Below are 13,433 nucleotides of genomic sequence, written 5' to 3'. Positions count from 1 at the left end.
TGCGGGCACACACGTCCGTTGCCCCGCGCGTCAGGAGGTATCGATGGGTCAGATCTTGTTCATCGTCTGGCGGGAGAGCGTCGAAGCGCTGCTCGTCGTCGGCATTCTCTATGCATGGCTGAAAAACGGCGACGACGACGCGCGCCGCGGCCTGCCTTATCTGTGGGGTGGCGTCGGCGCCGGCCTGCTGATGGCCGTCGGCCTCGGCGCCGCGCTGGTCGGTTTCACCGAAGTGTTGTCCGGCGATGCGCAGGACTACTTCCAGACGGCGATGGTGCTGATCGCATGCGTGCTGATCGTGCAGATGGTGCTGTGGATGCGCCGGCACGGCCGCACGCTGAAGCGCGACATGGAGCAATCGCTGCAGCAGAGCACACGCGATTCGAACTGGTGGGGCGTCGCCGTGCTGGTTGCGCTCGCGATCGCGCGCGAAGGCAGCGAGACGGTGATCTTCCTGTACGGCCTCGGTTTCGGCCAGTCGGGCCACGTCGACGGCAACCAGATGCTCGCGGTCGTGATCGGCCTCGGCCTCGCGTTCTTCACGTTTTATCTGCTGCAGCTCGGTGGCAAGTACTTCTCGTGGCGGCATTTCTTCCGCGTCACCGAAGTGATGCTGCTGTTCCTCGGCGCAGGCCTGTTCCAGACCGGCGTCGACAAGCTGATCGACAAGGAAATCCTGCCGCTCGGCATTTCGCAGGTGTGGGACACGTCCGCGATCCTCGATGATTCGAGCACGTTCGGCTCGCTCGTCGCGACGCTGACCGGTTATCGCGCGCACCCGGCACTGACCAACCTGGTCGCCTATGCGGTGTACTGGGCGGTGGTGTGGCTGCTGATGAAGCGCGCGAGCCGTCGTCCGGCCGTCGCCGCGGGCCGCGCGGCATGAGCGTGGTCGCCGCAGCCAAGCCGGGCTGGCTCGCGCAGGCCGGCCAGTGGATGCAGCGCCACGGTGCGCTGATCCGCGGCATCCAGTGGATCGTCGTCGCTGTCTATGCGTTCCTGATCATCGTGCCGGCGGTGTTGCCGCTGCCGGACGATTCCGCGCATCTGTGGAACAACCTCACGCTCATCGCGCAGTTCGCGTTCTGGGGCATCTGGTGGCCGTTCGTTCTGCTGTCGATGGTGATGCTCGGCCGGGTCTGGTGCGGCGTGCTGTGCCCGGAAGGCGCGCTCACCGAATACGCGAGCAAGTTCGGCCGCGGCGGCCCGATCCCGCGCTGGATTCGATGGGGCGGCTGGCCGTTCGTCGCGTTCGGGATCACGACGATCTACGGGCAGATGGTGAGCGTGTACCAGTACCCGCTCGCGGTGCTGTTCGTGCTCGGCGGCTCGACCGTCGGCGCGATCGTGATCGGCGTGCTGTACGGCCGCGAGAAGCGCGTGTGGTGCAAGTACCTGTGCCCGGTCAACGGCGTGTTCGGGCTGCTCGCGCGGCTCGCGCCGATGCGCTACAAGGTCGACGAGGACGCATGGCGTCGTTCGTACAAGAACGGCGAACACGGCCATCGCGTGATTCCGATCAACTGCGCGCCGCTCGTGCCGTTGCGCAGCATGAAGGGCGCGGCATCGTGCCACATGTGCGGCCGCTGCAGCGGGCACCGCGACGCGATCTCGCTGTCGGCGCGCTCGCCGTCCGACGAAGTCGTGAACCTCGGCGCGCAGCAGGCGAACCCGTGGGACACCGCGCTGATCCTGTACGGCCTGCTCGGCGTCGCGATCGGTGCGTTCCACTGGACCGTCAGCCCGTGGTTCGTGCAGATCAAGCAATGGCTCGCGGGCTGGCTGATCGACCGTGACATCACGTGGCCGCTCGAAACCAATGCGCCGTGGTTCCTGCTCACGCATTACCCGGATCGCAACGACGTATTTTCCTGGCTCGATGGCGGGCTGATCGTCAGCTACATCGTCGGCACGGGGCTCGTGTACGGCACGGCGCTGCTGGTGCTGCTGGCCGGTGCCACGTTGATGCTCGGCCGCTTCGATCGCGTGCGGTTGCATCACCTCGCGCAGGCACTGATTCCGATCGCAGGGGCGGGCGTGTTCCTCGGGCTGTCGGCAACGACGCTGTCGTTGCTGCGCGCCGAGCATGTGCCGCTCGGCTGGGCGACCGATGTGCGCGTCGCGATCCTGGTCGGCGCCAACGCATGGAGTGCGTGGCTCGCATGGAAGGTGACGGGGCGCTACGCGGCCTGGCCGCGCCGGCTGGTTGCATTCGCGTGGTTTGCCGTCGGGCTTGCCGTTGTCGACAGCGCCTGGTGGTTGATGTTCTGGGGTTTCTGAAGCGGCGGGTGTGCCGCTTCGGCGGCATGCATTGACGGCAGCAACGAACACGGGCGGCAATGCGTTACGTATTCGCCGCCCAAATGAAAAAGCGGCACGTCGTTCGACGTGCCGCTTTTTTCTTCCTTGTGCGAGAACCAAAAAAAGTGGCTTGGCTTGCTGCAGCGGCTGCTTGAGTGTGTTTGCACGAAGGGGTCTAGATCTCGCGTGCAAGCCGTTGCGCTGGCTAATGCCCAACACCTCTCAGGGAGGTGGTCCCCACAATACTCTGTCGTTACTTCGTCAGGATCAGCTTGCCGAGCCGAGTGGCACGCAGCTGATAAGTCTCTCCGTTATGCGCGATGCTGATGTGGCTGTGGCCTTGCAGCAGCGAATCGCTGTTGACGACCCGCGTGCCTGCATCGCGGTTGCCGGCGGGTTTCGCCGGCGTGGTGACCGCTGCCGTCTTCTGACGGCTGCTGCCTGCGGTGCCGGTTGGGTGGCGCAAGGTCAGCGTGGTCGGGCGCATGGTGTCGGTCATTCGGTTGATCGGTGACTGTCGATACGATGGAATGAATTCTAAATGATAACCATTCCCATTCGCAAAAACTCTTTATCGATCGAGAAGGCCGAGCTGATAGCTTGAGTCAAAGAGGCGGCCCGAAGGCCGCCACCAGGTTCAGTGCAGCGGATCGGGGTCCTTGCGGCCCTGCGCGTATTCGCGGATCAGGCGGACCGTGTCGATATCCGACGTGCGATACGCTTCCTTGACGATCCCGTGCGTCTGCCGGGCATCTTCGCTGTCGTCCGTGACGGTCAGCGTCGTGCGGTATTCGAAACGCAGGAACAGCTGGTGGTCTTCGCGTTCCTCGATCGTCATCGTCAGCGAGCCGCCGATTTCGCCGTCGGCGGCGAGGATGTCGTAGCGGACCTGCTGGTTCGGCGTGAACGTGACATGGTCGCGCACGATCGCGTGACCGTAGTGCAGTTCGCGTTCGAGCGTCGTATCCGTCCGTTCGCGGACGACGCAGCTGTCGAGGCCGAGCACGAACAGTTGCGGCTGTTCGGCGCGCAGCACGAGACCTTCCCAGAGCTGGTCGCGGGTGAGGGCCGGCACGGCCGAATCATCGGAATTGATCTGGATCAGATGTTCGAAGTTCAAGGGGACGGGTTCCTTCTGGTGGTTGGCGGCCACATGGTTCAAGAAGTTATTGTGACGCAAAACCGTCCGTTTCGCGGTACCTGCCGCCCGCGATCGGGCGTCAGGCTTCGATGCGGCCCATGCGACCGGTCTGGTAGTCGACGACCGCCTGCCGGATCTCTTCCTCGGTATTCATCACGAACGGGCCATAGCGGACGATCGGTTCGTTGAGCGGCACGCCGCCGATCAGCAGCAGGTCGAGCGGCGTGTCGCCGGCGGCGAACGTGACCGTGTCGCCGTCGTCGCCGTACACGACCATGTTCCGTGCGTCGACAGCCTGCCTGTCGGGCCCGTAGAGGCCTGTTCCGTCGATCGGATAGGCGAACACGCGATAGCCGGCCGGAACCGGCTGCGTGACCGTTGCGCCGGGTTCCAGCGTGAAATGCTGGTAGAGGATCGGCGTACGCGTCTCGATCGCGGCCCGGACGCCGAACGCCTCGCCGGCGATGACGCGCACGCGTGCGCGGCCATCCGGTGACGTCGCGGTCGGGATGCGTTCGGCCGGGATCTCCTGGTAGCGCGGCGCGATCAGCTTGTCGCGGCGCGGCAGGTTGACCCACAGCTGGAAGCCGTGGGAGCGGCCGCCGGCCTGCGCGAACGCAGGATCCGGCATTTCGCTGTGCACGACCCCGGCGCCGGCCGTCATCCACTGCACGTCGCCGGGGCCGAGCGTGCCGGCATGGCCGGACGAGTCGCGATGGCAGAAGCGTCCATCGAGTGCGTAGGTCACGGTCTCGAAGCCGCGATGCGGATGGTCGGGCGCGCCCTTGGCTTCACCGGGGGCGTAGTCGACGGGGCCCATTTCGTCGAGCAGCAGGAACGGATCGAAATCCATCAGCAGCCGGGTCGGGAACGGACGGTGAACGACAAAACCGCCGCCTTCGGTGGTGCGGAGCGCGGGGTAGGTGCGGTCAAGCGAGCGAGCGGTCGTCATGGGGAGGCCCTCGGAATCAACGGAATAGCGTTATTTTTGAAACATAGCGCTATTATATTGGGCGTTTTCCCGTTCGATTTGCGATGGTTCGCAATGGATTGTTCTGAAATTGGAACGATGAGATGAATATCGATGCACATAACTTGAACGACCTCATGTACTTTTCGCAGGTCGTCGAACATGGTGGTTTCTCGGCCGCGGAACGCGTGCTGGGCATCTCGAAATCGCGCCTGTCGCGGCGCCTGACCGAACTCGAGGGGGCACTCGGCGTGCGCCTGTTGCAGCGTTCGACGCGCAAGCTCGCGCTGACCGAGGCGGGGGAGTTGTTCTACCAGCATTGCCAGGCGATGCTCGCCGAGGCGCAGGCCGCGATGAATGCGGTGCAGCAGTTGCGCGCGTCGCCGCGCGGTTCGGTGCGGGTCAGCGTGCCCGTCACGCTGTCGCAGACGATGCTGTCGCGCATCCTGCCCGAATTCCTGCGTCGTTATCCCGAGGTGAGGGTGCATGTGCGCGTAACGAATCGCGTGATCGACCTGTTCGAGGACTCGATCGACGTCGCGCTGCGCGTGCGCTCGGAGCCGCCGCAGAACGCCAACATCGTCGTGCGGCCGCTGTGGCGCACCGAGCAGATGCTGGTCGGTGCGCCGAGCCTGCTGAGCCAGAATGCGCCGCCGCTGGTGCCGGACGATCTGGCCGGCTTCGAGACGCTCGATACGCCGAGCGTCGACGGGCGGCACGTGTTCAACCTGATCGCGCCGGACGGCACGCGTCATGTGCACGAGCACGAACCGCGGCTCGTGACGGCCGACCTGATGACGATCCGCGAGGCCGTGCTCGATGGCCTCGGCATCGCGGCGCTGCCGGAGATGATGTACGGCAATGCGCTGCGTGCGGGGCAACTGTCGCCCGTGATGCCGGGCTGGACGCTGCCGGTGCCGCAACTGTATGCGGTGTTCGTGTCGCGGCAGGGGATGCCGCCGGCGGTGCGTGCGTTCGTCGACTACCTGGTCGAGAAGCTCGATCACGGCGCCTACAAGGAGCAGGGGTGCCCCGAGCGTGCGAAGAAGGAAGCCGCGGCCGATGCTTCGGCGACCTGAACACGACGCGCACGACGAGGCAAATTTGTTTTGTCATTGAAGCGTCGCCTGCAATCGCAAGTTTCAATCGCCGGGGCCTTGAATGCGCGCGCGCGCGGGCCTATATTGAAATCCCATTTCGTGAAGGAAGTTCTGAGCGAAATCAGGTGGCCGCATATATTGTGAGCCAGATAGGGCAGAACGCGCAGTCCGTGCAGACCACGGCAGAGTCGCATTTGCGTTGCTCGAGGCGCAACCGATACCGCCAAAGAGCCCGCCGCCCGAAGGCGCCCGCGTGCGCATGAAAAAAGGCCTTCATCTGGCGATGAAGGCCTTTTACTTTGTGCCGGGAGAGAAGCGCGACGTGCGCGCGTTACTTCGCTTTCGCGGCCGGCTCCGTCACGAAGCCGAGTTTCGTCAGGCCGCCTGCCTGCGCATCCGACATCACTTCGGCGACGTGCTCGTATGCAACCTTGCGGTCCGCGCGCAGGTGCAACTCCGGCTGCGGCTTGCGTTGCGCCGCTTCCGCGATGCGTGCCTGCAATTGTTCGCGCGTGACCGTGTGGTCGTCCCACAGGATCGTGCCGTCGCCCTGGATCGCGACGTCGACCGTCTGCGGCTTTTCGTCGACGGGCTGGCTGCTGGCGTGCGGCAGGTCGATCTTCACCGCATGCTGCATCGCCGGGATCGTCACGAGGAAAATGATCAGGAGTACGAGCATGACGTCGACGAGCGGCGTCATGTTGATCTCGCTCATCACGGCATCGTCGTCATCGTCGCTGAAACCAGTGTTCATTGCCATGGTTCACCCCGTCTCAGCTGGCGCGCGTCGCGAGGCGCAGGCCGTCGCGCGTCGACGACGATGCGAGGCTCGCACCGGTCACGAAGTAGGCGTGCAGGCCGTGCGCGAAGCGGCGCAGCTTGCTGACGACACCCTTGTTCGCGCGGGTCAGTGCGTTGTAGCCGAGCACGGCCGGGATCGCGACGAACAGGCCGAAGGCCGTCATGATCAGCGATTCGCCGACCGGGCCCGCGACCTGGTCGATCGACGTCTGGCCGGTTGCGCCGATCACGAGCAGCGCGTGGTAGATCCCCCAGACCGTACCGAACAGGCCGACGAACGGCGCCGTGCTGCCGATCGACGCGAGGACCGCGAGACCGCTCTGCATGCGCGAGATGCCTTCGTCCATCGTGTCCTTCAGGCAGCGCGTGACCCAGTCCGATACGTCCATGCGGTCGTGCAGGTGCGGTTGCGTCTGGTGGTGATGGTCGGCAGCTTCCTTGCCCGACAGCGCGAGCGCGAGGAACGGGTTGTCGTTCGGCGTCGATGCGGCGAGGCCGAGCTTCTTGATGCCGTCGTCGAAATTGTCCGAATGCCAGAATGCCTGTTCGGCGTTCTTCGTGAGGCGGTTCAGGCGAACCACGTTCCAGCCCTTGACGACGATGACGATCCACGACAGAACCGACATCACGAGCAGCGTGATCGCAATGGCGCGCGTGACGAAATCACCTTGCGCCCAGACGTGCGCGATACCGTAGCTTTGCATTTTTTGTTTCCTTTGAATCTTCCGGATGAGGCAGGTTAGTCAGTGAGCCCGAAGCTGTAGGGCTGTGTGCGGGCGACGCGGATCGCCTGGCCGTTCTCGACGTACGGACGGCAAGTGCTTGCGCGTATGGCGTCGAGCGCGGCCTCGTCGAGGCGTGGGTAGCCGCTGCTCTTCTGCAACTCGATGTTTTCGATCTTGCCGGTCACACCGATGACGAAGTGAACAAGGGCCGTGCCCGATTCGCCGCGGCGGCGCGACATCGACGGGTAGGGCGGCTCGATGATCTTGCACTGGACCGTCGGCACGTTTTTCGGTGCGTTGATCTGCATCGTTTCGCGCGCTGGGCTGGGCGTGGCGACTGGTGCTGCGGGAGCGGGCGCGGCGGGAGCAGGCGTTGGATCGGCGGCCGGCGCGGGTGTCGGCGACGGGGCCGGCGACTGTGCAACCGGCTGAGGTGTCGGCTTCACCGCTGTCGGCACCGGTTTCTGCTCGACCTTCGGCTTTACGCGCGGCACCGGCTTCGGCGGCGTGGGTTGCCGGATCGATTCGACCGCGACCTGCTGCGCGATCGGCGCAGGCGCAATGAGCTGCGCGGTGATCGACTGGACCTCGACCGTTTTCGGCGGCGGCGGCGCGTTGCGATGGAGCCAGGCGGCCGTCAGCATGATCGCGTGTGCGGCAAGCACACCGACCGCGACGACGATCACTCGGGGATTCATACGTGGTGCAGCCGGCAAGGCGCCGGCAGGAGCGAAATGCGAAGCCTGCATGTTAGCTTGAAAGAACGATGTCGCACCCGGGGCGCGGCGGGTGAATCGGCATCACTTGCGGAAGATCAGCAGCGAGATGCAAACGGTGGTCACAAATCCGATCAGCAATTCCATGACAGGCTCCTTGGCAGGTAAGCCGCTGGCTCGCGCGGACGGTGGCTTGCTGACGGTCAAGACAAAAAATGCGGCCTGGGCCGCATGCGCACACTCGGCGCCGGTCAGGCAGCCTTGCGTTCGTAGAACGTGACCGGGATCGGGTGAGCGTGATGCTCGACACCGCACCGGCTCGCGCAGACGCCTTGCTCGGCCATGAGGTCGCGTACGGACTCCTCGCACTTGCCGCAGCACGTGGCCACGCCGAGCTCGAACTGGAGTTCATCGAAAGAGTTCACGCCCTCTGCGAGGGACGCGCGGATCTTGCGATCGGAAACAGACTTGCACACGCAGACGATCATGATGAGTTGCGATAGCTAACGTTAATGCGAATTATTATCATTAATTTTGCGGGCGTTGACAAGCCTGGCCCGGGCTTTTTTTAAGGTCATCGGACCCTTGAAACGGCGGGGGCGGCGGAGCCGCGGCGGGAGGGGGCGTGCCGGCCCGCGTCAGGCGGTCGCGCAGGCGCGCGCGTTCGGCGAGGAAATGGTGACGGGTTCGACCGGCGCATCGAGGCCGAGCAGCGTCGATGCGAGTGCCTGCAACTGCCGGCCGTCGCCGGTCGAGCAGAACCGGGGTGGCGCGACAGGCGTGCCGGCGGGCGCGCGCAGGCCGTGCAGGTCGAGCACGCGCGCGAGCTGGCGCGCGATCGCGTCGCTCGTGTCGATGATCGACATGCGGTCGCCGACAATGTCACGAATGGTGGCGGTGAGGAACGGATAGTGCGTACAGCCGAGGACGACCGTATCGGCACCGTCGTCGAGCATCGGCTGCAGGTAGCTGTCGAGCAGTGCGCGCAGCGCGGGCGAGCCCGTGTCGCCGCTCTCGATCGCCTGCACGAGCCCGTGGCCTGGCTGGCAGATGAAGCGGCAGCCGGCGCCGTGACGCTCGAGCAATGCCTGGAACCGGGCGCTGCGCAGCGTCGACTGGGTGGCGAGCACGCCGGCGACGCCGCTCGCGGATTGCTGGACGGCCGGTTTGATGCCCGGCTCGACGCCGACGAGCGGGATCGCGAGATGCTCGCGTACCGCCGCGATCGACTGCGCGGTTGCCGTATTGCACGCGACGACGAGCGCCTTCGCGCCCTGCTGGACGAACCACTCGCCGATCGCGAGTGTGCGCTCGAGGATGAATGCATCGTCGCGTTCGCCGTACGGGATGTAGCGTGTATCTGCGGTATAGACGAACGACTCGCCGGGCAGGTGCGCACGCACGGCGCGCAGCACCGACAGGCCGCCGAGCCCCGAATCGAAGATCCCGACGGGGGCGGCGGCACGCATCGCAGCAGCGGCTGGCTGGTTCGTCATCGTCATGCGGACGGCGCGGCGGCGAGTGGGCCGATTACTCGGCCGAACCCATCATCGATTGCTGGTAGTTCTGCAGGCCGACCTTGCCGATCAGGTCGATCTGCGTTTCCAGCCAGTCGATGTGCTCTTCGGTGTCGTCGAGGATCTTTTCGAAGATCTCGCGCGACACATAATCACGAACCGATTCGCAGTAGGCGATCGCTTCCTTGCACGTGGTCTGCGAGATTTGCTCGAGCTTCAGGTCGCACTTCAGGATCTCTTCGGTCTCTTCGCCGACGAGCAGCTTGTGCAGGTCCTGCAGGTTCGGCAGGCCGTCGAGCATGAACACGCGCTCGATCAGCCAGTCGGCGTGCTTCATTTCGCCGATCGACTCGTCGTACTCGTGCTTGCCGAGCTTGTCGAGGCCCCAGTGCTTGTACATGCGGGCATGCAGGAAGTACTGGTTGATCGCCGTGAGCTCATTCTTCAACTGGGCGTTCAGATATTCGATGACTTTCTTGTCGCCTTGCATGGCTGTTCCTTGTTCAGTGGGGCTTCAGAAACCGAACGATAATCGCTCGAACGAGAAAAGCCAAGCCTCGAAGCCTTGCCGGGCCTGCCTTTTGCGTGTAATGAGAATCAGCCTCGAATAACCGGCCGCGCACAATAATGAGAACGAGAAGCAAAAAGGCCGGACTCGCGTCCGGCCTTTCGTTCGATCGCGCTTAAGCGGTCGCGACCGGGATCTTGCCGATCTTCGCCTGCCACTCCTTCGGACCGGTCTGGTGCACCGACGTGCCCGACGAATCGACGGCAACCGTCACCGGCATGTCCTGCACGTCGAACTCGTAGATCGCTTCCATGCCGAGGTCTTCGAATGCGAGCACCTTCGCGCCGCGGATCGCCTTCGACACGAGGTAAGCCGCGCCGCCGACCGCCATCAGGTACGCGGCCTTGTGCTTCTTGATCGCCTCGATCGCGACCGGGCCGCGCTCGGCCTTGCCGACCATCGAGATGAGGCCCGTTTGCGCGAGCATCGTCTCGGTGAACTTGTCCATGCGCGTGGCCGTCGTCGGGCCGGCCGGGCCGACCACTTCGTCGCGGACCGGATCGACCGGGCCGACGTAGTAGATCACGCGGTTCGTGAAGTCGACCGGCAGCTTCTCGCCCTTCGCGAGCATGTCGGCGATGCGCTTGTGCGCGGCGTCGCGGCCGGTGAGCATCTTGCCCGACAGCAGCAGCGTCTGGCCCGGCGTCCAGCTCGCGACTTCTTCTGGCGTCAGCGTGTTCAGGTCGACGCGCTTGCTGGTTTCCGTGTTCGGTTCCCACTGGACCTTCGGCCAGGCGTCGAGCGACGGCGCTTCAAGCTTGGCCGGGCCCGAGCCGTCGAGCACGAAGTGCGCGTGGCGCGTGGCCGCGCAGTTCGGGATCAGCGCGACCGGCTTCGATGCCGCGTGCGTCGGTGCGGCCATGATCTTCACGTCGAGCACGGTCGCCAGGCCGCCGAGGCCCTGCGCGCCGATGCCGAGTGCGTTGACTTTTTCATGCAGCTCGACACGCAGTTCCTCGACCCAGTCCTGCGGACCGCGCGCGATGATTTCCTGGATGTCGATCGGATCCATCAGCGATTCCTTCGCCATCAGCATGGCCTTCTCGGCCGTGCCGCCGATGCCGATCCCGAGCATGCCGGGCGGGCACCAGCCCGCGCCCATCGTCGGGACCGTCTTCAGCACCCAGTCGACGATCGAGTCGGACGGGTTCAGCATCACGAACTTCGACTTGTTCTCCGAGCCGCCGCCCTTCGCCGCGACCTGCACGTCGACCTTGTCGCCCGGCACGATCTCGTAGTGGATCACGGCCGGCGTGTTGTCCTTCGTGTTCTTGCGGGCGCCTTCCGGCGGGTTGACGATCGACGCGCGCAGCACGTTGTCCGGGTGCGTGTAACCGCGGCGCACGCCTTCGTTGATCATGTCGGTGAGGCCCATCGTCGCGCCGTCCCAGCGCACGTCCATGCCGACCTTCACGAAGATCGTGACGATGCCGGTGTCCTGGCAGATCGGGCGCTTGCCTTCCGCGCACATGCGGCTGTTCGTGAGGATCTGCGCGATCGCATCCTTCGCGGCCGGGCTCTCTTCCAGCTCGTACGCGCGGCCGAGGGCCTGGATGTAGTCGAGCGGATGGTAGTAGCTGATGTACTGCAGCGAATCCGCGATGCTCTGGATCAGGTCTTCCTGTTTGATGACGGTCATGGCTGAGACTCTGTGGGGACAGTGGGGAATGCGTTTTATGCGTTCACGGCTGCTTCGGCCGGTTTCCGGGACGCGACCGCGACGGGCGCATGCGGCTCGTGGAAATGGGCGGGATGCGTGTGCGTCGTCAGGCGGTCGACCCACGCCATCACGAGCGCCGACACGAGGAACGACACGTGGATGATCACCTGCCACATGATCGCGTGCATCGTGTGCTGGTCGGGGTTGATGAACGTCTTCAGCAGGTGGATCGACGAAATGCTGATCAGCGCCATCGACAGCTTGACCTTCAGCACGCCCGCGTTCACGTGGTCGAGCCACTCGGGCTCGTCGGGGTGGCCCTCGATGCCGAGGCGCGACACGAACGTTTCGTAACCGCCGACGATCACCATGATCAGCAGGTTCGAGATCATCACCACGTCGATCAGGCCGAGCACCGCGAGCATCACGCTGATTTCGTCGAGGCTGGTCGCATGCGACAGCAGGTGCCAGACTTCCTTCAGGAACAGGAACACGTAGACGGCCTGCGCGACGATCAGGCCGAGGTAAAGCGGTACCTGGAGCCAGCGGCTCATGAAGATCAGCGCGGGAAGCGGGCGAAGCGGGCGACGGGCGGGGCGGCCGGGCGAATGCGGGGCAGACATGATGGCGGTGCGGGCGCGGTGCGCAGGTATCGGGGGTAATCTTGAAAAGGCGCGCTATTGTAACGCGTCGGCCGGCGCGACTGCAGCGACGCGCCGGCGTGGCCGGGGACCGATCAGGAGGCGGCGGCCGGCACGCGTTTCACGCGCAGGCTCGCGAGCACGATGCCGGTGACGACGCACGCGAGCGCGATGCCGTGCGCGAGCGTCGGGCGTTCGCCGAGGAACGCGATGCCGTACGCGGCGGCGGCGATCGGCAGCACCGCGCTGAACACGCCGGCGAGGCTACCCGGCACGTGCCGGATGCCTTTCATCCACAGCCAGAACGAGAAGATGCTGGCCGACAGCCCGTACCAGACGACGAGCGCCCAGGTGCCGGCCGGCACGCTCGCGTAATCGAAGTGCCACAGCGCCGTCGCGCCGAGCGGCAGCATCAGGAACAGGCCGAACAGGTGTGTATACGCGCAGATGTCGATCGGCGCGAGTGTCTGCGTGAGCCGGCGCGACAGGATCACGTAGATCGATTCGCAGCACACGGCCCCGAGGATCAGCAGGTTGCCGGTCAGCGAGCCGGACGCTTCGCCGGGCGCGCCGTGCCCGGCCGCGCCGCCGTTGGCGAGGTTGATCGTCACGACCCCGACGATCGCGAGCGCGATCGACACGAGCGCACGGCCGTTCGGTTTTTCGCGCAGGATCAGCCACGCGAACAGCGCGACGATGGCCGGGATCGTGCTGGTGATGACGCCGGCCGCCACCGCGCTGGTGCGCTGCACGCCGTTGAGCATCAGCAGCGTGAACATGAAGGTGCCGAAGAAGGCCTGCAGGAACAGGTTCAGCCACTCGCCGCGCTTGACCGCGCGCATTTTCACGGGGCTGAACAGCGGCCACAGCACGGCGATCGCGATCACGAAGCGCAGCGTGGCGAGGATGGCGACAGGAACGAATGCAACGATGGATTTACCGATACCGACGTTGCTGCCGACGAACAGCATCGACAGGATGAGGAAGAGGGCGTAGCGATTCAAGCTGGAATCCGGGAGGCGAGTTCAGTTAGGATTGTAGGGTCGCGTTTGTAACAGCGTAAAGCGCCGCCCGACATGCGAAACGGCTCTGCCAACGGCCATGCCGCGTAAGTGACGGGTAAGTTGAAGCGCTTATCGTGCAAACTACCGGGCCGCACGTTCGCCAACGCGCGACGTGGTGCGGTGCAGCATCGCGCGCAGCCTTCGCGGCCGTGCGCGGGTGGGTGGGAGACAGCGGCGCACATGCGCCGGCCAAGACGCGCGGCGCGCACGATCGCGCCGCCATGCAGAG

General features: G+C 65.1%; 16 protein-coding genes. 3 read left to right on the top strand and 13 right to left on the bottom strand.

Features of this window, described 5'->3' with window-relative positions:
* Positions 1–43 precede the first annotated feature (43 nt).
* Together H3H55_RS12175 and H3H55_RS12170 are read left to right on the top strand one after the other, a co-directional pair.
* Positions 44–886: an FTR1 family iron permease gene (locus tag H3H55_RS12175; protein ID WP_193098745.1), complete on the top strand. Its 843-nt coding sequence runs from the start codon at positions 44–46 to the stop codon at positions 884–886.
* Positions 883–2,280: a 4Fe-4S binding protein gene (locus H3H55_RS12170; protein ID WP_193098744.1), complete on the top strand. Its 1,398-nt coding sequence runs from the start codon at positions 883–885 to the stop codon at positions 2,278–2,280. The genes H3H55_RS12175 and H3H55_RS12170 overlap by 4 nt, the downstream gene beginning before the upstream one ends.
* A gap of 274 nt (positions 2,281–2,554) precedes the next feature.
* Here H3H55_RS12170 and hemP read toward each other — a convergent pair whose 3' ends face one another.
* The 3 genes from hemP to H3H55_RS12155 all read right to left on the bottom strand — a co-directional run bounded on the left by hemP (position 2,555) and on the right by H3H55_RS12155 (position 4,394).
* Positions 2,555–2,800: a hemin uptake protein HemP gene (hemP, locus tag H3H55_RS12165; RefSeq protein ID WP_193098743.1), complete on the bottom strand. Its 246-nt coding sequence runs from the start codon at positions 2,798–2,800 to the stop codon at positions 2,555–2,557.
* 138 nt (positions 2,801–2,938) lie between these two features.
* Entirely contained in the window at positions 2,939–3,421 is a 483-nt protein-coding gene (locus H3H55_RS12160; RefSeq protein WP_129512574.1) for an SRPBCC family protein, read from the bottom strand.
* Positions 3,422–3,521: 100 nt separating this feature from the next.
* Positions 3,522–4,394, bottom strand: coding sequence for a pirin family protein (locus tag H3H55_RS12155; protein WP_193098742.1), 873 nt, complete (start codon positions 4,392–4,394; stop codon positions 3,522–3,524).
* Positions 4,395–4,516: 122 nt separating this feature from the next.
* Here H3H55_RS12155 and H3H55_RS12150 point away from each other — a divergent pair, with 122 nt between their 5' ends.
* Positions 4,517–5,491 (top strand): LysR family transcriptional regulator, encoded by a 975-nt coding sequence (locus H3H55_RS12150; RefSeq protein WP_129512572.1) that lies wholly within the window; start codon positions 4,517–4,519, stop codon positions 5,489–5,491.
* 352 nt (positions 5,492–5,843) lie between these two features.
* Here the strand turns inward: H3H55_RS12150 and H3H55_RS12145 are convergent, their stop codons facing one another.
* The 10 genes from H3H55_RS12145 to H3H55_RS12105 all read right to left on the bottom strand — a co-directional run bounded on the left by H3H55_RS12145 (position 5,844) and on the right by H3H55_RS12105 (position 13,144).
* Positions 5,844–6,272, bottom strand: coding sequence for an ExbD/TolR family protein (locus tag H3H55_RS12145; protein ID WP_048248885.1), 429 nt, complete (start codon positions 6,270–6,272; stop codon positions 5,844–5,846).
* A 13-nt stretch (positions 6,273–6,285) separates the two neighbouring features.
* The gene (locus tag H3H55_RS12140) at positions 6,286–7,017 is read right to left on the bottom strand and encodes a MotA/TolQ/ExbB proton channel family protein (protein WP_048248884.1); all 732 of its coding nucleotides are present in this window, start codon (positions 7,015–7,017) and stop codon (positions 6,286–6,288) included.
* 35 nt (positions 7,018–7,052) lie between these two features.
* Positions 7,053–7,787 (bottom strand): energy transducer TonB, encoded by a 735-nt coding sequence (locus H3H55_RS12135; RefSeq protein WP_193098741.1) that lies wholly within the window; start codon positions 7,785–7,787, stop codon positions 7,053–7,055.
* 51 nt (positions 7,788–7,838) lie between these two features.
* Complete coding sequence (locus H3H55_RS37550; protein WP_264299663.1) at positions 7,839–7,961, bottom strand: hypothetical protein; 123 nt, start codon at positions 7,959–7,961, stop codon at positions 7,839–7,841.
* 44 nt (positions 7,962–8,005) lie between these two features.
* Positions 8,006–8,242, bottom strand: coding sequence for a bacterioferritin-associated ferredoxin (locus H3H55_RS12130; RefSeq protein WP_039370093.1), 237 nt, complete (start codon positions 8,240–8,242; stop codon positions 8,006–8,008).
* A 150-nt stretch (positions 8,243–8,392) separates the two neighbouring features.
* Complete coding sequence (gene murI, locus H3H55_RS12125) at positions 8,393–9,256, bottom strand: glutamate racemase (protein ID WP_193098740.1); 864 nt, start codon at positions 9,254–9,256, stop codon at positions 8,393–8,395.
* Between the two features lie 28 nt (positions 9,257–9,284).
* On the bottom strand, positions 9,285–9,761 hold the full coding sequence (gene bfr, locus H3H55_RS12120) for a bacterioferritin (RefSeq protein ID WP_111016572.1): 477 nt from the start codon (positions 9,759–9,761) through the stop codon (positions 9,285–9,287).
* A gap of 193 nt (positions 9,762–9,954) precedes the next feature.
* A complete protein-coding gene (locus tag H3H55_RS12115) occupies positions 9,955–11,478 on the bottom strand; it encodes a fumarate hydratase (protein WP_129512569.1) in 1,524 nt (507 codons plus the stop codon).
* Between the two features lie 35 nt (positions 11,479–11,513).
* Positions 11,514–12,122, bottom strand: coding sequence for a TIGR00645 family protein (locus H3H55_RS12110; RefSeq protein WP_193098739.1), 609 nt, complete (start codon positions 12,120–12,122; stop codon positions 11,514–11,516).
* A gap of 113 nt (positions 12,123–12,235) precedes the next feature.
* Positions 12,236–13,144 (bottom strand): DMT family transporter, encoded by a 909-nt coding sequence (locus H3H55_RS12105; RefSeq protein WP_193098738.1) that lies wholly within the window; start codon positions 13,142–13,144, stop codon positions 12,236–12,238.
* Positions 13,145–13,433: the final 289 nt, after the last annotated feature.

Source organism: Burkholderia sp. Z1 (genome assembly GCF_014893795.1).
In the GTDB taxonomy this organism is placed as follows: domain Bacteria; phylum Pseudomonadota; class Gammaproteobacteria; order Burkholderiales; family Burkholderiaceae; genus Burkholderia; species Burkholderia theae.
Note: the sequence above shows the minus strand (reverse complement) of the source record. Positions and strands in the feature narration are given on the sequence as shown.